The following is an 18,157-nucleotide window of genomic DNA, read 5'->3' as shown; positions in this document are numbered from 1 at the left end:
GGGGCAGGGCCGTCGTGGACCTCGACCAGCGTTTCGCCGACAGCATGGGGGCCCTATTGGGGCCCTCTTTTCCGTCGGAGATCGGACTTGCGGTCTCGGGTGGCGGCGACTCCATGGCGATGCTCACGCTCGCCCACAATTGGACAAAACGTTGGGGCGTGAACCTGCAGGTCGTGACTGTGGATCACGGCTTTCGCCCCGAGGCGGCGGAAGAGGCGGCCATGGTCGCGGAGGAATGCGCAACCCTGGGCTGGCCGCATGAAACGCTGCGCTGGAATTGGGACGGCAAAGGCAACAAGATGCAGGCGGCGCGAGAGGCGCGGCTGCGGTTGATCGACGGCTGGCGCGGGTCGCTCCGGCACGTTCTCTTTGCCCATACGCGCGATGACGTGGCCGAGGGTTTCCTGATGCGGCTGGCGCGCGGCGCCGGGGTCGAAGGGCTGGCTGCCATGGCGCCACGCCGGCGCGTGCATGGCTTCGAGGTCGTGCGCCCCTGCCTCGATATGGGGCGCGAGGAACTGCGCCACTATCTGACAGTTCTGAAGGGCCGCTGGGCCGACGATCCCACAAACGACGATCCCAGCTTTGACCGGGCGCGGATGCGGCGGTTGTTGTCCGTGCTTGCGGACGAAGGGCTGGGCGCCGACGTGCTGTCCGGCGCCGCGCAGCGTATGGCACGGGCCCGCAGGGCGCTGGCGGCGCGCGCCGCGCAGGCGTGGGAGGAGGCCGGGCGCGAGGGGCAGGGCTGCGGCGTGCCCACGGGCGAGATCCTGTTTTCGCGCGGCCGTTTCGCCGCGCTGGAGCGCGACACCCAGTTGCGCCTGCTGGCCGCCGCGCTGATGTGGGTTTCCGGCAACCCGCTGCGTCCGCGCATCACCGCGCTGGAGCCGCTGCTTGACCGGCTGTTGTCTGGCGGCGGCGGGACGCTGCACGGTTGCGAGGCCGTGGCCGAACGCAGCGATATCCGTATCTTCGGGGAGTTCAAGGCCAACGCCACCTGCCTGGAGCGCGGCCCGCAGGACCGCCCCGCGCTCTGGTCCTGCGATCTGCGTGGGCTGCGCAAACTGGGGGAAGACGGCTGGTGCCAGCTACCCGGGGACGCCCGCGCCCGCCATCCGCATCGCGCCGCCCGCGCGCTGCCTTCTGTCTGGGAGGGCGACATGCTGCGGGCCTGTCCGGCGCTTGGCTTCGGTCCGAAGGTCACGCTCGAGTTCCTGCCGATGGGCGCCCGGTCGCTGACCTTCCGGCAGTTCCTGATGACGCATTGAACCGGGCGTACATATGTCTATGTTAAGCGGCAACCACTGGCCCCGCGCCAAAGCCTTCCCTGATTAAGGAGTCGCCGTCTTGGGCAACGCTCGCAACATCGCCTTTTGGGTCGTCCTGTTCCTGCTGATCCTGGCGCTTTTCAACCTGTTCTCGGGTGGAACCTCGACCCTGCAGAGCCGGGAGACCAGCTACACCGAATTCGTCGACGCCGTGGAATCTGGCGATGTCGCCAGCGTCGTGATCGACGGGGAACAGGTGCGCTACCGCACCACGGACCAGAAGGACATGGTGACGATCAAGCCCACCGATGCCGAGGTCACCGACCTGCTCGTGTCGAAGGACGTTCCCGTCACTGCAAAATCGCAGGAAAGCTCAGGTTTTCAGGTCTTTCTGCTGAATCTGCTTCCCTTCCTCCTGCTGATCGGGGTCTGGATCTACTTCATGAACCGGATGCAGGGCGGCGGCAAAGGCGGCGCCATGGGCTTTGGCAAGTCGAAGGCCAAGCTGCTGACCGAAAAGCACGGCCGCGTGACATTCGATGATGTGGCGGGCATCGACGAGGCAAAGGAAGAACTCGAGGAGATCGTGGAATTCCTGCGCAACCCTCAGAAGTTCTCGCGCCTCGGCGGCAAGATTCCGAAGGGTGCGTTGCTGGTCGGTCCTCCGGGCACCGGCAAGACGCTGTTGGCGCGCTCTGTCGCGGGCGAGGCCGGCGTGCCGTTCTTCACCATCTCCGGTTCGGATTTCGTGGAGATGTTCGTGGGTGTCGGTGCGAGCCGCGTCCGTGACATGTTCGAGCAGGCAAAGAAGAACGCGCCCTGCATCGTTTTCATCGACGAGATTGACGCCGTGGGTCGTGCCCGTGGTCAGGGCTACGGCGGCGGCAACGACGAGCGCGAGCAGACGCTGAACCAGCTGCTGGTGGAAATGGATGGCTTCGAGGCGAACGAGGGTGTCATCATCATCGCCGCCACCAACCGTCGCGACGTTCTGGACCCCGCGCTGCTGCGTCCCGGCCGCTTTGACCGCCAGGTGACCGTGGGCAACCCGGACATCAAGGGCCGGGAGAAAATCCTTGGCGTTCATGCGAAGAAAACCCCGCTGGGCCCCGACGTCGACCTGCGCATCATCGCGCGCGGCACGCCGGGCTTCTCGGGGGCAGACCTCGCCAACCTCGTGAACGAGGCGGCGCTGATGGCGGCGCGCTATGGTCGGCGTTTTGTCACGATGGAAGATTTCGAAAGCGCCAAGGACAAGGTCATGATGGGTGCGGAGCGCCGCTCCATGGTGTTGACCGATGATCAGAAGGAAAAGACGGCGTTCCACGAAGCCGGCCACGCCATCGTCGGTCTGACGCTGCCGCAGTGTGATCCGGTCTACAAGGCGACGATCATCCCGCGCGGCGGCGCGTTGGGCATGGTGGTTTCCCTGCCTGAGATCGACCGCCTGAACTGGCACAAGTCCGAGTGCGAGGAAAAGCTGGCGATGACCATGGCGGGCAAGGCCGCCGAGATCATCAAGTACGGCGAGGAAAATGTCTCCAACGGCCCGGCCGGTGACATCCAGCAGGCGTCCGCGCTGGCGCGTGCCATGGTCCTGCAGTGGGGCATGTCCGACAAGGTCGGCAACGTGGATTACCGCGAGGCTGCCGAGGGGTACTCTGGCAACACGGCGGGGCTGTCGGTTTCCGCCCACACGAAAGAACTGATCGAAACCGAGGTCCGGCGTTTCATCGAGGACGCATACCAGCGGGCTTACCAGATCCTGTCTGATCGCAAGGGCGATTGGGAACGGCTGGCAAAGGGTCTGCTGGAGTACGAGACCCTGACCGGCGAGGAGATCGAACGTGTCGTGCGCGGCGAGCCGCCGCAGTCCCCCGACGGGGACGGGGGTTCGGGCGCGGTCGAGGAAACGCCGAGCCTGACCGCCATCCCGAAGACCAAGCCGAAGAAGGCAGCGGGCGAAGGCGGTCTGGAACCGGAACCCTCGGCCTGACATCGGCAGTATGGTGGATGCGACACACATGACCTGGGACCCCGGAACCTATGCACGGTTCCGGGGTCATCGTTTGCGCCCGGCGATGGATCTGCTGCGGGCGCTGCCGGATCTGCCCCAAGGCTGCGTGGCTGACCTTGGCTGCGGCTCCGGCGCGGTGGCGGCGCCGCTGCGCAGCCTGTTTCCCGCCCGCCAGCTGGTGGGCATCGATGCCTCCGCCGAGATGTTGGCAAAGGCAGAGGGGCAGTATGACACGTTGGTTCAGGCCGACATCACCGAATGGGCACCGCAGGAAACCCCGGCGCTGATCTTCTCCAACGCCGCCCTGCAATGGGTGCCCGATCATGTAACCATTCTGCCCCGTCTGGTGGATTCGCTCGCCCCCGGCGGCACACTGGCCGTGCAGGTCCCGCACCAGAACAACGCGCCGTCGCACCGGATGTGGCGCGTTCTGGCGGAAGAACTCTGTGGCCCGCTGCCCGACGGCCTGCCCGATGTGCTGCGTCCGGCGGGTTACTACCACCTGCTGGCGCCGCTGGGGGCGCTGTCGCTATGGGAGACGGAGTATTACCAGATCCTTCCCGCCTGCGATGAGGGCAACCCCGTCCGCCGCTTCACCGAGGCGACCTATGCCCGCCCCATCCTGCAGGCCCTGACGCAGGCCGAGCAGACTCGCCTGATTGACGCCTACGAAGACGTCATCGCCAGCGCCTACCCTGCGTCCGAAGATGGCTCCGTGCTCTTCCCTTTGCGGCGGATGTTCTTCACGGTGACGCGCCAAGACTGACAAGCCGGAGACCGCCATGCCTGCCCTGAAACCCACCGACTGGACCTGCGAAATCGTCTGGCTGGGGACCGTCACCAGCGAGGACCGCAAGGAACTGCTGTCAGAGGTCCGCAACGAACTGACGCTGCGCTTTGACGGGGTGGAGGGATCGGTTCACGGCGGGCGGACCCGTCCTTCGTGCTCGCGCGTGACGGCGCAGTACCCCAAAGGCACGGAAATCGGGAATGAACGCCAGTTGAGCATCGTGAGCGTGGAGGAACTGGAGGTGATCGCGGAGGAAATGGGCATCGACGCCGTCGATCCCGCGCGCATGGGCGCCAATGTGGTCGTGCGCGGATTGCCGGATTTCTCGCATGTTCCGCCGTCCTCGCGTCTTCAGGCACCTTCGGGCGCCACAATCGTCGTGGACATGCAAAATCGCCCCTGCCAGTTTCCCGCACGAAGCCTGAAACAGGTGGTCGGAGAGCCCGCGAAGGGCTTCAAGACCGCCGCGAAGGGCCGCCGGGGCGTCACGGGCTGGGTCACGCGCGAGGGCGCGATCCGCGTCGGCGACACCCTCACCCTGCACATCCCCGACCAGCGCAAGTGGAAGCCCTGACAGCGACCCGCCGCGCTTGGGAACGGGCCGGTCCCGGTAGCCCCCACGGGGGCCGGCGCCGCGATGATGTCGCAGAAGGTCGGTATTGCGGTGACAGGCCACCCCGTGCCCCGTTATGCACGGGCGCACGGAACACGCGCCAAGAGGGAGGTGGCATTGGCCTACAAGAGCGACATCGAGATTGCCCGTGAGGCGAAGAAGCAGCCGATCCAGCAGATCGGGGACAGGTTGGGTATCCCGGCCGAACACCTGCTGCCCTACGGCCACGACAAGGCGAAGATCGGCCAAGCCTTCATCGACTCCGTGCAGGACCGCCCGGACGGGAAGCTGATCCTCGTCACCGCGATCAACCCGACCCCCGCCGGAGAGGGCAAGACCACGACCACCGTGGGGCTGGGCGACGGTCTGAACCGCATCGGCAAACGCGCCATGATCTGCATCCGCGAGGCCAGTCTCGGCCCGAACTTCGGAATGAAAGGCGGAGCCGCCGGCGGCGGCTACGCGCAGGTCGTGCCGATGGAGGAGATGAACCTCCATTTCACCGGTGACTTCCACGCGATCACTTCGGCCCATTCGCTGCTGTCGGCGATGATCGACAACCACATCTACTGGGGCAATGGTTGCGAGATCGACCAGCGCCGCGTGACCTGGCGCCGCGTGGTGGACATGAATGACCGCTCGCTGCGGCAGATCACGTCGTCGCTGGGCGGTGTGGCGAACGGCTACCCACGCGAGGACGGTTTTGACATAACCGTGGCATCCGAGGTCATGGCGATCCTCTGTCTGGCACGCGATCTGAAGGACCTGGAAAAGCGGCTGGGAAACATGATCGTCGCCTATCGCCGCGACAAGACGCCGGTGTTCTGCCGCGACATCAAGGCCGAAGGCGCCATGACGGTGCTGTTGAAGGACGCGATGCAGCCCAACCTTGTGCAGACACTGGAAAACAACCCGGCCTTCGTACACGGCGGGCCGTTTGCCAATATCGCACATGGCTGCAATTCGGTCATCGCTACGACCACGGCGCTGAAGCTGTGCGACTACGTGGTGACCGAAGCGGGCTTTGGCGCGGACCTCGGTGCCGAAAAGTTCATGGACATCAAGTGCCGCAAGGCCGGGCTGAAGCCCGACGCGGTGGTGATCGTCGCCACCGTGCGCGCGATGAAGATGAACGGCGGTGTCGCCAAGGCCGACCTCGGAGCGGAGAACGTCGCCGCGGTAAGAGACGGCTGCCCGAACCTTGGCCGGCACATCGAGAACATGAAGAAGTTCGGTGTCCCGGCGGTGGTGGGGATCAACCACTTCGTCACCGACACCGAAGCCGAAGTGCAGGCTGTGATGGACTACTGCGCCGAAATGGGCGTCGAGGCGATCCTGAACACGCACTGGGCCGAGGGCGGTGCCGGCATCGAAGCAACGGCGCGCAAGGTGGTGGACCTCTGCGAGGGCGGATCTGCCAACTACGCGCCGCTATATGGCGATGACCTGGGCCTTGCCGAGAAGATCGAGACTGTCTGCCGCGAAATCTACCGTGCCGACGGCGTGGTGATGGATGCGAAGGTCAGGGCCCAGTTGAAGGACTGGGAGGAACAGGGCTATGGCCACCTGCCAGTCTGCATGGCGAAGACGCAATATTCCTTCTCGACCGATCCGGGCCAGCGCGGCGCGCCCATGGGTTTCGACATCCCCGTGCGGGAGGTTCGGCTGTCGGCGGGGGCGGGCTTTGTCGTGGTGGTCTGCGGCGAGATCATGACCATGCCGGGCCTGCCACGCGTTCCGGCAGCCGAAGCGATCCGCCTGAACGAGCAAGGTTTGATCGAAGGGCTTTTCTGAGGTCATCCGGGGCCTATCGGAAACGGCGGGACGGCGCTCTTCTACGAAGTCGCCCCGCCCACCGTCCCATCGCTCGCGCCTGGCATGGAAACGGTCGCGTCGGGCGGGTAGGCAGGATCAAGTATTTCGGCCAACGAGAAGCGGCAGAGGTTCAAGGCGACGGGTTGCTTTCGCCGCCATACGGAATGGAAAAGGAAAACGGCGAATGACGGCGAAGATCATCGATGGCAAGGCCTTTGCGGCAACTGTGCGCGGCGAAGTGGCGGAACACGTGGCGCGGCTGAAGGAAGAGCATGGGCTGACGCCGGGGCTGGCGGTGGTGCTGGTGGGCGAAGACCCGGCCAGCCAGGTTTATGTGCGCTCGAAGGGGAAGATGACCGCCGAAGTCGGCATGAACTCCTACGAGCACCGTCTGGACGCGGACACCGCCGAGGCGGAACTTCTGGCGCTGATCAAGCGGCTCAATGCGGACCGCGACGTGCATGGCATCCTCGTTCAGCTTCCGTTGCCAAAGCATCTGGACGAGGATCTGGTGATCAACGCGATCGATCCGGAGAAGGATGTGGACGGGTTCCACATTTCGAACGTCGGTCTCCTCGGGACCGGGCAGAAGAGCATGGTCCCCTGTACGCCGTTGGGTTGCTTGATGATGCTGCGTGACCATCATGGCAGCCTCTCGGGGATGGATGCGGTGGTGATCGGGCGATCGAACATCGTCGGCAAGCCGATGGCGCAGCTCCTGCTGGGAGACAGCTGCACGGTGACCATCGCGCATTCCCGGACGAAGGACCTGCCGCAGGTGGTGCGGAGGGCCGATATCGTGGTGGCGGCGGTGGGTCGTCCGGAGATGGTGCCGGGCGACTGGATCAAACCGGGCGCCACGGTCATCGACGTCGGCATCAACCGGATCGGCGCGCCGGAGAAGGGCACCAACGAGGACGGCAGCGTGAAGACCCGCCTCGTGGGAGACTGTCATTTCGAGAGCTGCGCCGCCGTGGCCGGGGCGATCACGCCGGTTCCGGGTGGAGTGGGGCCGATGACGATCGCCTGCCTCCTGGCCAACACGGTCACCGCCTGCTGCCGCGCCAATGGCCTGCCTGAGCCGGAGGGGCTCACGGCCTGAACCTCTGACCGGGCCATTGGGATCCGGATCGGGCCTGTCAAACCTGGGGGTGTCCCAGCGTGGGACACTCCTTTATGGAAATAGAATCAAGGCATTGGGAAATTCTGATCACGATTTGTTAACGCCTGGGGCCCCGTGTGCGCCCTTTCATCGACGGTTCTGAACCGAATTCCAAAGTCTTGCGCAGCGCGGCGAAACCATGTGGGCGGAGGCGTTTTTCGCACGATACGAACAGGCAGTTTGCCGATACCGGCCATCTGGACGGGTGCCTGTCGTCGGGCGCGCCGCGGCGTGAAAACGCCGGAAATCGCGGGCCACCGACAAATAGAGGAAAGGAGGCGGGGCACGGGATCTCTTCCGCTTCTCTTTGGCAAATAATAATTAACTTTCTGTCCTGACCATGCTCGGTGTCCTGATCGCGCCCGTAGGGCGCGCCGGTCGCCTTGCGCAGCAAGGCGAAAAGCCTTTGGCTCTGCCATTTGGGCCGATGGGGTGGACTGATCCGGCCCCGCAGCCGGGGCCAGCCCCTGGGCCCGAATGCATCGTTACCGACCCGGTTCCGAATTGGATCCGCTCTGGCCTCGCTCTGGCCTCGCTCTGGCCTCGCTCTGGCCCAGAGCTGACCCAGAGCTGCCCCAGAGCTGACCCAGCATTACCCCGAACCCGCCCGCGCTGCTGAACCGCAGCGGAACCGGGGCGGGCCGCGACGTTCCGGCCGGGCGGGCGGTCTTGGCGATTGCACCCGGCGGCGAAGGGTGATCTGCTAAAGACATGGATGCCGAAGACCACCTCGCCGATAGCGCCGCCGATGCCTTCGGGCTCGACAGTCTCACCGAAATCGCCTGGCACGACGCCTGGCTGCTGGAGATCTACATCGACCGTACCGAACCGGGGCACCGCGACGTGGTACGGCTGGTGGTCGAATGGTCCGACGAGCAGCCGCGTCCCAGCGAACCCGTCACGATCGTGGAGTTCCTCGAATGCTACGGGCTGGAGATGGAGATGAATTTCGGCGTCATCGCCGCCGAAGCCATCGACAGGCTCTGGCTGGAGCCCGCGCACCCGAAGCTGGCGAAGATCGCGCAGGACTTCGGCGTCGATGACGTCACCTGCGTCTGCCTGCGCCTGGGGTCGACCGACAGCACGATCCGCATCTTTGCCCGCGCGGTGGCGATGATGCCGGATACGTCGTTTGTCACGCTGCACTGACCGCCTGCGACCCTGGTCGGCCGCCCGGCGATGCCGACCCAGAGGCTCGATCCTGTGGCTCGATCTTGTGGCCCGATCCGGAGGCCCGGTCCTGTGGCCCGATCCGGAGGCCCGGTCCGGCGCCACAGAGACTCTAACGCACGGTGTTGCGCAGCGCGCGCAGGTGGGTGGGCAGGGCGCGGGCGGTGATCTCGGCCTCTTTTACGAGGTGGTCGAAATGCGCGGTGAAGACCGCCAGCCGGTCGCTGTCGCGGAACGCCAGATAGTTGCGGCCAAGGTAGAGCACAGCGAGCAGCGGGCCGAACACCGTCAGTGGCGCGGAATAGAGCCGTCGCGGATCGTAGAGCGTCACCCGCAGGCGGGGGTAGAGCGTTTCGGTCAGTTCGGCCATCAGGTCCAGCTGTGTGCGGCGCATCGCGGCGGGCAGGCCGGTGTAGTAGCCCGAGCCCTCGGCAAAGGCCTGAAGTTCTGACAGGGGCAGGGCGATTTCGTAATCCGATTGCGAGGCGCGCATCCAGTTCAGACGGTCGGTGGAGGCGTTGATCGCCTGTTCGGTGGTGCGCCCGAGGTGCAGTTCGTATTCCCACGCCAGCACGTCGCGGGTTTTCAGCATGTCGGGCAGGGCGGGGGGCACATAGCGGATCTTGTAGCCCTCGGCCTCCTGATGCCAGGCAAAGATCTGTTCGTCGACCAATGCGCGCGGTGCCTCGGTCAGGGTCATGGCGTTGGCCAGCAGGTCGGCGGCGCGTTCGGGCCGGTCGGAAAGCCCCAGCAGCCAGTCCGAGGAAACCCCCAGCGCCTGCGCGCAGGCGGCCGTCAGGTGGGCATTGGGCAGGCGCGGTCCGCTGTCGCGCAAGAGCTGCGAAAGCGTGGAGCGGTCCACGCCGACGGCACGGGCCAGCGCTGTCTGGTTGCTGCCTGCGTCCTCCATCGCAGCGCGGAGGCGGGTGCGGAACAGCGCGGCGCGGGTGCGTTTGTCGGTGTTCATCGGTTGGGGAGGAACTGCGTCATATAGTGATTATTATCACCTTATGCGGATTTTGTGAACTGTTCTCGGAATGGCCGCTGCCTTTGGGTTTCTCTAGGGTATGGTAAGGATTGCAGCAAAGGGACCGGAATGCATAGGCGGGAAAACGGGACAGGACGACTGTCCTATCTTGGGGCGCGGTGGATGCGCGGGGTGGAATGGCCGACGCTGTGCCTGCTGGCGGTGTGCTACGGGTTGTGGATGCTGGGGACGACGGCAGCGGCGGAGGTCTGGCTGCCGCTGGGCATGGCGATGGTGACGTTTTCCACCGCGCTGCATTCCTCGCTGACGCATGAGGCGCTGCACGGGCATCCGTTTCGATCGCGGTGGGCGAATGCGGCGCTGGTCTTTCCGGCGCTGACTCTGGTGGTGCCCTATTTGCGGTTCAAGGACACGCATCTGGCGCATCACCGCGATTCGATCCTGACGGACCCCTATGATGACCCCGAAAGCAATTATTGCGATCCGAAGATCTGGCGGGCCTTGCCGGGCTGGTGGCGCGCGGTGCTGCGCGTGAACAACACGCTGGCGGGGCGGATGCTGATCGGCCCGGCCTTGGGAACGGTGGCCTTCACACTGGCGGACCTGCGGCGGATGCGGGCGGGCGACAGGCGGGTGCTGCTGGGCTATGCGCAGCACCTGCCTGCGGTGGCGGTGGTGCTGTGGTGGGTGGCTGCCGTGGGGCAGATGCCGGGGTGGGCCTTTGGCCTGTCGGTCTATGCCGCGCTGGCAGTGCTGAAGATCCGCACCTTTCTTGAGCATCGCGCGCATGAGGACGCGCGCGGGCGCACGGTGGTGATCGAGGATCGCGGCGTGCTGGCGTTGATCTTCCTGAACAACAACCTGCATGTTGTGCACCACATGCACGCGGCGGTGCCGTGGTATCGGCTGCCGGAGCTGTATCGCGGCAATCGCGCGCGCTATCTGTCCCGCAATGGCGGGTATCGCTACCGCTCCTACGGGGAGGTGCTGCGGCGCTACCTGCTCACGGCGAAGGACCCGGTGCCGCACCCGCTCTGGCCGCGTTGAACGCGGATCCGGGGGCTGGACAGTCGCCGGGGTGCGGCGCATGACGGCGGCATGGAACTCTGGATCATCGCCACGCTCAGCGCCGCCACCTTTCAGACGGTGCGCTTCATGGTGCAGAAGGGGCTGGCGCAGGGGCAGCTGAGCGCGACCGGCAGCACCTTTGCCCGCTTTGCCTATGCCAGTCCGGCGGGGCTGGCGGTGCTGGGGGCGTATCTGTGGTGGACGGGCGCGGCGCTGCCGGAGGTCGGGCCGGGCTTCTGGGGCTGGGCTGTGTTCGGCGGGTTGGGGCAGATCCTTGCCACGGTACTGGTGGTGCTGGCCTTCCGTGAGAGGAACTTTGCCGTCGGCATCACGCTGAAGAAGACCGAGGTGATCCAGACCGCGCTGCTGGGGCTGGTGCTGCTGGGCGAAAGGGTTTCCCGGCTGGGCTGGGTGGGGATCGGGGTCGGGCTGATCGGCGTGCTGCTGCTGTCGCGCACGCCGGGGATCGGGGGATCTGTCTGGGCGCAGCTGCGCAGCCGGGCGGTGGTGCTGGGGCTTGGCTCGGGCTTTTTCTTTGCGGTGGCGGGGGTGGGGTATCGCGCCGCGACGCTGGAGGTTGGCACGGACGATCCGCTGCTGCGCGCAGCGGTGGCGCTGGCCTGCGTGACGACCGGGCAGGCGCTGGCGATGGCGGCCTGGCTGCGCTGGCGCGACCCCGGAGAGATCACGCGCGCGTGGACTGCACGGCGCACGGCGGTCTGGCTGGGGGTGACCTCGGCGGCGGGAACGATGAGCTGGTTCACCGCCTTCACCCTGCAGACAGCAGCCTACGTCTATGCCGTGGGGCAGGTGGAACTGATTCTGAGCCTTGCCGCCTCCGTGCTGTGGTTCCGCGAGACAGTCACCCCGCGCGAGTTGCTGGGCATCGCCGTGCTCACCGGCTCCGTGGTGACGCTTGTGCTGGCAACCTGAGGCCGTCGGACGTTTGTCCCTGATCGCGCTGCGGCCGCCCGGCGGTTCGGGAGGCAGTTCGGGAGGCAGTTCGGGTGGGGGCGCGGGATCTTTCCCGCGAGGGGCGCGGGAGCCGGTGCCCTGCGCGGGGGAGCGTTTCGCACGGCCACGCTGTGGTGGATCGGGGACGCGGGTTTACGGACGGCGGGGCAGTGGGGCCGCTTCGGCAGACAGGGCAGACAGGGCAGACAGGGCAGACAGGGCAGACAGGGCAGACAGGGCAGACAGGGCAGACAGGGCAGACAGGGCGGACAGGGCGGACAGGGCAGAAAGGGGAAGACAGGGCGGACAGGGGAAGACGGGACGAACGGCGCGCGCGCGGCGCGGCCGCATGACGGTCCGGTGCGCGAACGTCGGGCGGCGGACCACTGGAGCTTAGAGGAGGTCCAGCACCCGTTCCGGGGGGCGGCCGATGACGGCGCGTCCGTCCGCGATCAGCACCGGGCGTTCGATCAGGCGCGGTTCCCGCGCCATGGCGGCGAGAAGGTCGGCGTCGGCCATGTCCCTTGTCAGGCCCATCTCGCGGAACGCCGCCTCGCCGCTGCGCATCATCTGGATGGCGGGCACGCCGAGACGGGAGTGCAGCATGCGGAGGTCTTCGAGCGATGGCGCGTCTTCGAGATAGCGCCGGGTCTCGAAGGCGACGCCGCGCGCCTCCAGCAGGGCGAGGGCCGCGCGCGATTTGGAGCAGCGCGGATTGTGCCAGAGGATCATCACAGCCAGTCCTCCCGTCCGGTGCCCACCGCCTGCGCGACGGTGGCAAAGCCATCGCGCGCCAGCAGCGCATCTAGGCCGCGCGCGATTTCGGCGCCAAGGCTGAGGCCCTGATAGATCAGCGCGGTATAAAGCTGCACGGCAGAGGCCCCGGCGCGGATCTTGGCGTAGGCCTGTTCGGCGGAGCCGACACCACCGACGCCGATCAGCGGCAGGCGGCCATGCGTCAGCAGCGAAAGCCGCGCCAGCGTGCGGGTGGATTTCTCGAAGAGCGGCGCACCGGAGAGGCCGCCGGTTTCGACCTTCTGCGCAGAGTGCAGCCCCTCGCGGGAGATCGTCGTATTTGTGGCGATGATGCCGGAGACGCCGGTTGACAGCGCAGCCTCGGCCACGTCCTCGAGCCCGCGGGTATCGAGGTCGGGCGCGATCTTGAGAAAGATGGGAATGCGTTTCGGCAGGGCATCGCGGGCCGTCATGACACCCGACAGAAGCGCGGAAAGCGCGGCCTTCCCTTGCAGGTCGCGAAGCTTTTCGGTGTTTGGGGAGGAGACGTTGACCGTGGCAAAGTCGAGATGCGCGCCGCAGCGGGTCAGCACGGTGGCAAAATCGGCGGCACGGTCGGCAGCGTCCTTGTTCGCGCCGAGGTTCAGGCCCAGAACCATGTCACGCGGGCGGCGGGAAAGCCGCGCCGCGGCGGTCTCCATCCCGTCGTTGTTGAAACCGAAACGGTTGATCGCGGCGCGGTCCTCTGTCAGGCGAAACAGGCGTGGCCTGGGATTGCCGGGCTGCGGGCGCGGCGTGATGGCGCCGACCTCGACGAATCCGAAACCCGCGCGCGAGAGCGGGGCGAGGCATTCGGCGTTCTTGTCGAAGCCCGCCGCGAGCCCCACCGGGTTCGCCAGCCGCAGACCCGCCACGGTGGTGCGCAACCGGTCGGTGGTGACAAGGCCGGGCAGCGGGGCAAGGCCCATGCGCAGCGCAGTCAGCGCAAGGCCATGGGCGGTTTCCGGGTCCAGCCGGTGCAGCGCGGCGAGGCCAATGCGTTCGGTCAGGGTCATGGACGGGTTCCTTTCCACGCGATCAGGCGAAGCCGTCGGGGAAGCGGTGGACACCATCCACCAGCGGCAACGGTTGGCACCATGCCACGTCCTTCAGCCGCAGCGGGCCGTAAAGGTGCGGAAAAAGCGCGCCGCCACGGGAGGGTTCCCACTTCAGCGCATCGCCCATGCGGTCGGGATCGAGAGCGGCGAGGTAGAGCCCCTCGGCGCCGGCGAAATGTTTTGCTGCCGTTTCCCGCGCCTGTTCGGCGGTGGAGAAGTGGATGTAGCCGTCAGTGATGTCGATCGGCGCGCCCTGAGTCTCGCCCCGGGCGCGCAGGTCCTCCCATTCGGAGGTGCGAAGGATCTTGTAGATGTGCATGGCAGGGGGGATGCCGGGGAAAGCGGTTCCGGTCAATCCCTCTGGCGTTGCTGCGTGAGGGGACGCCTGACGCAAGGTGATGCATTTTTTTGGCGCAGCCCCGCGCCTGCGCCGTCACCGGCCCGTCATTCGGGCGTGCTTAACGCTGGATCAGGCTTTGACTCCGCACGAATCGCGGTGTCTCCTGATGCGATAACAGACAACAGACCGACAGAGAGGTTCCCATGCGTTTCCTTATGACAACGGCCGCCGCCGCCCTGATCGCGGGCGCAGCACAGGCAGATTATTCCCTGACGATCCTGCACACGAACGATTTCCACGCGCGGTTCGAGCCGATCTCCAAATATGATTCGGGCTGCTCTGCCGACGACAACACCGCCGGTGAGTGCTTTGGTGGGTCGGCGCGTCTGCAGACGGCGATCACGGAGGCCAAGGCCCGCACCAACAACCACATTCTCGTGGACGGCGGCGACCAGTTCCAGGGCACGCTGTTCTACACCTACTACAAGGGCAAGCTCGCCGCCGAGATGATGAACCAGATGGGCTATGACGCGATGACCGTGGGCAACCACGAATTCGACGATGGCCCCGAGGTGCTGCGCGGTTTCATGGATGCGCTGAACTTTCCGATCCTGATGTCGAACGCCGACGTGTCGGGCGAGCCGCTGCTGGCGGACGTTCTGATGAAGTCCACCGTGATCGAGAAGGGAGGCGAGAAGATCGGCCTGATCGGCCTGACGCCGCAGGACACCGACGAACTGGCATCGCCCGGCAAGAACATCATCTTCACCGATCCGTCGGAGGCCGTGCAGGCCGAGGTCGACAAGCTGGCCGAAGAGGGCGTGAACAAGATCATCGTGCTGTCGCACTCGGGTCTGAACGTCGACAAGGCGGTGGCGGAGAAGACCACCGGCGTCGATGTGATCGTGGGCGGGCATGACAATTCGCTGCTGTCGAACACCATCGAGGGCGCCAAGGGGCCGTACCCGGTGATGGTCGGCGATACGGCGATCGTGCAGGCCTATGCCTACGGCAAGTTCCTGGGTGAGCTGAACGTGACCTTCGACGACGAGGGCAAGGTCGTGGAGGCCAAGGGCGAGCCGATCCTGCTGGATGCAAACGTTGCCGAGGAAGAGGGCACCAAGGCGCGCATCACCGAGGCGGCGGCGCCGCTCGACGAGATCCGCAACAAGGTGGTGGCCGAGACCTCCGAGGCGATCGAAGGGTCGCGCGACGTCTGCCGCGCCATGGAATGCCCGATGGGCAACCTCGTGGCCGATGCCATGCTGGACCGGGTGAAGGATCAGGGCATCGACGTGGCCATCGCCAATGGTGGCGGTCTGCGCGCCTCGATCGACGCGGGCGAGGTGACCATGGGCGAGGTGCTGACGGTGCTGCCGTTCCAGAACACGCTCTCGACCTTCCAGGTGAAGGGCGCGGTGATCAAGGAAGCGCTTGAGAACGGCGTGAGCCAGATCGAGGACGGCGGCGGCCGGTTCCCGCAGGTGGCGGGCATGACCTTTGCGGTCGATCCGTCGGCCGAGGTGGGCAGCCGCGTGTCGGACGTGATGATCGGCGGCGAGGCGCTGGACCCGGAAAAGATCTACGGCGCGGTGTCCAACAACTACGTGCGCAACGGCGGCGACGGTTACAAGATGTTCGTGGAGGCGGAGAACGCCTACGACTTCGGCCCGGACCTCGCGGACGTGACGGCGGAGTACCTGGCGGCGCAGGGCCCCTACAAGCCCTACACCGACGGCCGCATCAAGATGATGGGCCAGTAAGGCTTCCAGTAAGGCTTATCGCTGGCTTGCTGACGGGCCCTTCCCTCCGGGGGAGGGCCTTTCGGTTTCGTGGTTTCGCCGCCTGCGGCGGCGACCGGGAGGGGGCTCCGCCCCCCGCCGCTTCTGCGAAGCGCCGCCCCCCGGAGTATTTTCACCACGGAGAAGCAGGGGTGGGCGCCTCGGAGTGTGGAGAACGCCGGGGCGAGGTCCGAGGGGGCGTGCCGCCGCGTGTATCCCCTTGGCGGTAATACTCCGGGGAGGCGCGGCCGCGCCGGGGGCGAAGCCCCCCCGACGGTGTGGCCCGTTGATGTGTGTGCGTGGTGTTCGCGTTGCAGGTGACGGGTGGTGGTCGGGGACTGTGGCCTGCGCCCGTCTATTCGGCGGCGATACCGTCGGTGAATTGCAGGCGGGCGAGGCGCGCGTAGAGCCCGCCTTCGGCCACCAGCGCGTCATGGGTCCCCTGCGCAACGATACGGCCATGATCCATGACCACGATGCGGTCCGCCTTCTTCACGGTGGCAAGGCGGTGCGCGACGATGATCGTCGTGCGACCCTCGGCCAGCCGGTCGACGGCCTGTTGCACGAGCCGTTCCGACTCTGCGTCCAGCGCCGAAGTCGCTTCGTCCAGCAGCAGGACCGGCGCATCGCGCAGGATGGCGCGGGCGATGGCCACGCGCTGCTTCTGCCCGCCCGAGAGCATCACGCCGCGTTCGCCCAGCCAGCTGTCGTAGCCGTCGGGCAGCGCCGAGAGGAAGTCATGAGCGGCGGCGGCGCGGGCGGCGGCCTCGACCTCCGCATCGGTTGCCTCGGGGCGGCCAAAGCGGATGTTGTCGCGTGCCGAGGCGGCAAAGATCACCGGGTCCTGTGGCACCAGCGCGAGGTATCGGCGGAAATCGGTCCGTGCCATGGCGGTCAGCGGCATGCCGTCGAGCGTCACCTGCCCGCTGGCCGGGTCGTAGAAGCGTTGCAGCAGCTGGATGATTGTCGTCTTGCCCGCCCCCGAAGGGCCGACCAGCGCCACGGTTTCGCCCGGCGCGATGTGCAGCGACACGCCGTCGAGCGCCGAGACACCGGGCCGTGCCGGGTAGGCGAAATGCACGTCGTCAAAGGCGATCTCGCCCCGCACCGGGGCGGGCAGAGTCTGCGGCTGCGCGGGGTCGCGCACGGTGTCCTCGGCCTGCAGCAGTTCCACCAGTCGTTCGGTCGCCCCCGCCGCGCGTTGCAGTTCGGAGAAGGTTTCCGACAGGGCGCCCACGGCGCCGGCGACCATGACCGAATAGATGACGAACTGGATCAGCACGCCCGCCGACATGTCACCCGCGCGCACGTCCCAAGCGCCGATCCAGAGCACGCCGACGATGCCGGTGAACACGAGGAAGATCACGATCATGGTCAGCGCCGCGCGCGTCCAGATGCGTTTCTTGGCGGCGACAAAGCTTTTTTCTGTCACGTCCGCGAAGGTATGGGAGGCGATTGCCTCATGCGTGTAGGCCTGAACGGTCTGCACGCTCAGCAGCGCCTCGGAGGCGTTACCGGAGGAGGCGGCGATCCAGTCCTGATTCTCGCGGCTGAGCACGCGCATCCGGCGCCCCAGCACGAGGATCGGCACCACCACCAGCGGCACGATCAGCAGCACCAGCCCGGTCAGTTTGGGCGAGGTGAAAAGCATCAGCACGATCCCGCCGGAAAACAGCAGCATGTTCCTGAGCGCGATGGAGATCGACGAGCCGATGACCGAGAGGATCAGCGTGGTGTCGGTGGTGATGCGGGACAGCACCTCGCCGGTCATGATCCGTTCGTAGAAGACGGGCGACAGGCCGATGACCCGGTCGAAGACCGCCGTGCGGATGTCGGCCACCACGCGTTCGCCCAGTCGCGTCACCAGCGCGTAGCGCAGCGCGGTGCCCACGGCCAGCACGCCCGCGATGGCCAGTGCGGCGCCGAAATACTGGTCGAGCAGCGCGCCATCGGTGGTGTTGAAGTTGTCGACCACGCGGCGCACCGCCAGTGGCAGCACGAGCGAGGTGCAGGCGGTGAGGATCAGCGCGCCGATGGCGGCCAGCATGAGCCCCCGGTATGGCCGGACAAACGGCCAGAGCGCGCGCAGGGCGCCGACGTTCTTCGACTTCTCGCGCTCTTCGCCGGTGTCGGTCACGGGTCTGCGGGCCATGGGGTCTCCTGTCCTTTGCGCGGACCTCCGCGCGGGGGTCGTTTTGGACAGGCAGCGACCGGGGGTCAAGCGTCCAAAGGACGCGGCGGGTCAAGCCTGCGGGAGTTCGGGCACCGTCATGCCTGCAGTTAGGCCCGTCTGTGTTCTGGCCCGTCTGCGGTATGGCCCGTCTGCGGTATGGCCCGGCTGCGATCCGGTGGGCGGTGC

15 protein-coding genes are annotated in these 18,157 nt (G+C 66.5%); 10 read left to right on the top strand and 5 right to left on the bottom strand.

Features of this window, described 5'->3' with window-relative positions; translation table 11 throughout:
• The first annotated feature begins 14 nt into the window (after nucleotides 1-14).
• From tilS to J5474_RS08830, 7 genes are all read left to right on the top strand, one after another.
• Nucleotides 15-1,268 (top strand): tRNA lysidine(34) synthetase TilS, encoded by a 1,254-nt coding sequence (gene tilS, locus J5474_RS08860; protein ID WP_342454018.1) that lies wholly within the window; start codon nucleotides 15-17, stop codon nucleotides 1,266-1,268.
• 79 nt (nucleotides 1,269-1,347) lie between these two features.
• On the top strand, nucleotides 1,348-3,264 hold the full coding sequence (gene ftsH / locus J5474_RS08855) for an ATP-dependent zinc metalloprotease FtsH (RefSeq protein ID WP_209360545.1): 1,917 nt from the start codon (nucleotides 1,348-1,350) through the stop codon (nucleotides 3,262-3,264).
• A 28-nt stretch (nucleotides 3,265-3,292) separates the two neighbouring features.
• Nucleotides 3,293-4,051: a methyltransferase domain-containing protein gene (locus tag J5474_RS08850; protein WP_245216356.1), complete on the top strand. Its 759-nt coding sequence runs from the start codon at nucleotides 3,293-3,295 to the stop codon at nucleotides 4,049-4,051.
• Nucleotides 4,052-4,067: 16 nt separating this feature from the next.
• Nucleotides 4,068-4,649, top strand: a complete 582-nt coding sequence (locus J5474_RS08845) for an MOSC domain-containing protein (RefSeq protein WP_209360543.1) — start codon at nucleotides 4,068-4,070, stop codon at nucleotides 4,647-4,649.
• A gap of 156 nt (nucleotides 4,650-4,805) precedes the next feature.
• Nucleotides 4,806-6,482, top strand: a complete 1,677-nt coding sequence (locus J5474_RS08840) for a formate--tetrahydrofolate ligase (protein WP_209360541.1) — start codon at nucleotides 4,806-4,808, stop codon at nucleotides 6,480-6,482.
• A 205-nt stretch (nucleotides 6,483-6,687) separates the two neighbouring features.
• Complete coding sequence (folD, locus tag J5474_RS08835; protein WP_209360539.1) at nucleotides 6,688-7,605, top strand: bifunctional methylenetetrahydrofolate dehydrogenase/methenyltetrahydrofolate cyclohydrolase FolD; 918 nt, start codon at nucleotides 6,688-6,690, stop codon at nucleotides 7,603-7,605.
• A 771-nt stretch (nucleotides 7,606-8,376) separates the two neighbouring features.
• On the top strand, nucleotides 8,377-8,814 hold the full coding sequence (locus tag J5474_RS08830) for a hypothetical protein (protein WP_209360537.1): 438 nt from the start codon (nucleotides 8,377-8,379) through the stop codon (nucleotides 8,812-8,814).
• 133 nt (nucleotides 8,815-8,947) lie between these two features.
• On the opposite strand, the gene J5474_RS08825 is transcribed toward J5474_RS08830, so the two are convergent.
• Nucleotides 8,948-9,802, bottom strand: coding sequence for a helix-turn-helix domain-containing protein (locus tag J5474_RS08825; RefSeq protein ID WP_209360535.1), 855 nt, complete (start codon nucleotides 9,800-9,802; stop codon nucleotides 8,948-8,950).
• Between the two features lie 129 nt (nucleotides 9,803-9,931).
• Here J5474_RS08825 and J5474_RS08820 point away from each other — a divergent pair, with 129 nt between their 5' ends.
• Both J5474_RS08820 and J5474_RS08815 read left to right on the top strand, forming a co-directional pair.
• Nucleotides 9,932-10,870, top strand: a complete 939-nt coding sequence (locus tag J5474_RS08820) for a fatty acid desaturase (protein ID WP_425342873.1) — start codon at nucleotides 9,932-9,934, stop codon at nucleotides 10,868-10,870.
• A 51-nt stretch (nucleotides 10,871-10,921) separates the two neighbouring features.
• On the top strand, nucleotides 10,922-11,824 hold the full coding sequence (locus J5474_RS08815) for a DMT family transporter (RefSeq protein ID WP_209360533.1): 903 nt from the start codon (nucleotides 10,922-10,924) through the stop codon (nucleotides 11,822-11,824).
• A 414-nt stretch (nucleotides 11,825-12,238) separates the two neighbouring features.
• On the opposite strand, the gene arsC is transcribed toward J5474_RS08815, so the two are convergent.
• The 3 genes from arsC to J5474_RS08795 are packed head-to-tail and all read right to left on the bottom strand — an operon-like array spanning nucleotide 12,239 to nucleotide 13,996.
• Nucleotides 12,239-12,577 (bottom strand): arsenate reductase (glutaredoxin), encoded by a 339-nt coding sequence (arsC, locus tag J5474_RS08805; RefSeq protein ID WP_209360531.1) that lies wholly within the window; start codon nucleotides 12,575-12,577, stop codon nucleotides 12,239-12,241.
• Complete coding sequence (locus J5474_RS08800) at nucleotides 12,577-13,635, bottom strand: quinone-dependent dihydroorotate dehydrogenase (protein WP_209360529.1); 1,059 nt, start codon at nucleotides 13,633-13,635, stop codon at nucleotides 12,577-12,579. The genes arsC and J5474_RS08800 overlap by 1 nt, the downstream gene beginning before the upstream one ends.
• A 22-nt stretch (nucleotides 13,636-13,657) precedes the next feature.
• A complete protein-coding gene (locus J5474_RS08795; RefSeq protein ID WP_209360527.1) occupies nucleotides 13,658-13,996 on the bottom strand; it encodes a DUF952 domain-containing protein in 339 nt (112 codons plus the stop codon).
• Nucleotides 13,997-14,220: 224 nt separating this feature from the next.
• On the opposite strand from J5474_RS08795, the gene J5474_RS08790 reads away from it, so the two are divergent.
• Complete coding sequence (locus J5474_RS08790; protein ID WP_209360525.1) at nucleotides 14,221-15,780, top strand: bifunctional metallophosphatase/5'-nucleotidase; 1,560 nt, start codon at nucleotides 14,221-14,223, stop codon at nucleotides 15,778-15,780.
• A gap of 373 nt (nucleotides 15,781-16,153) precedes the next feature.
• On the opposite strand, the gene J5474_RS08785 is transcribed toward J5474_RS08790, so the two are convergent.
• Nucleotides 16,154-17,950, bottom strand: coding sequence for an ABC transporter transmembrane domain-containing protein (locus J5474_RS08785; RefSeq protein WP_209360523.1), 1,797 nt, complete (start codon nucleotides 17,948-17,950; stop codon nucleotides 16,154-16,156).
• Between the last annotated feature and the right edge of the window lie 207 nt (nucleotides 17,951-18,157).

Origin of the sequence: Sagittula salina, assembly GCF_017813235.1 — a bacterium.
Lineage (GTDB): Bacteria > Pseudomonadota > Alphaproteobacteria > Rhodobacterales > Rhodobacteraceae > Sagittula > Sagittula salina.
Note: the sequence above shows the minus strand (reverse complement) of the source record. Positions and strands in the feature narration are given on the sequence as shown.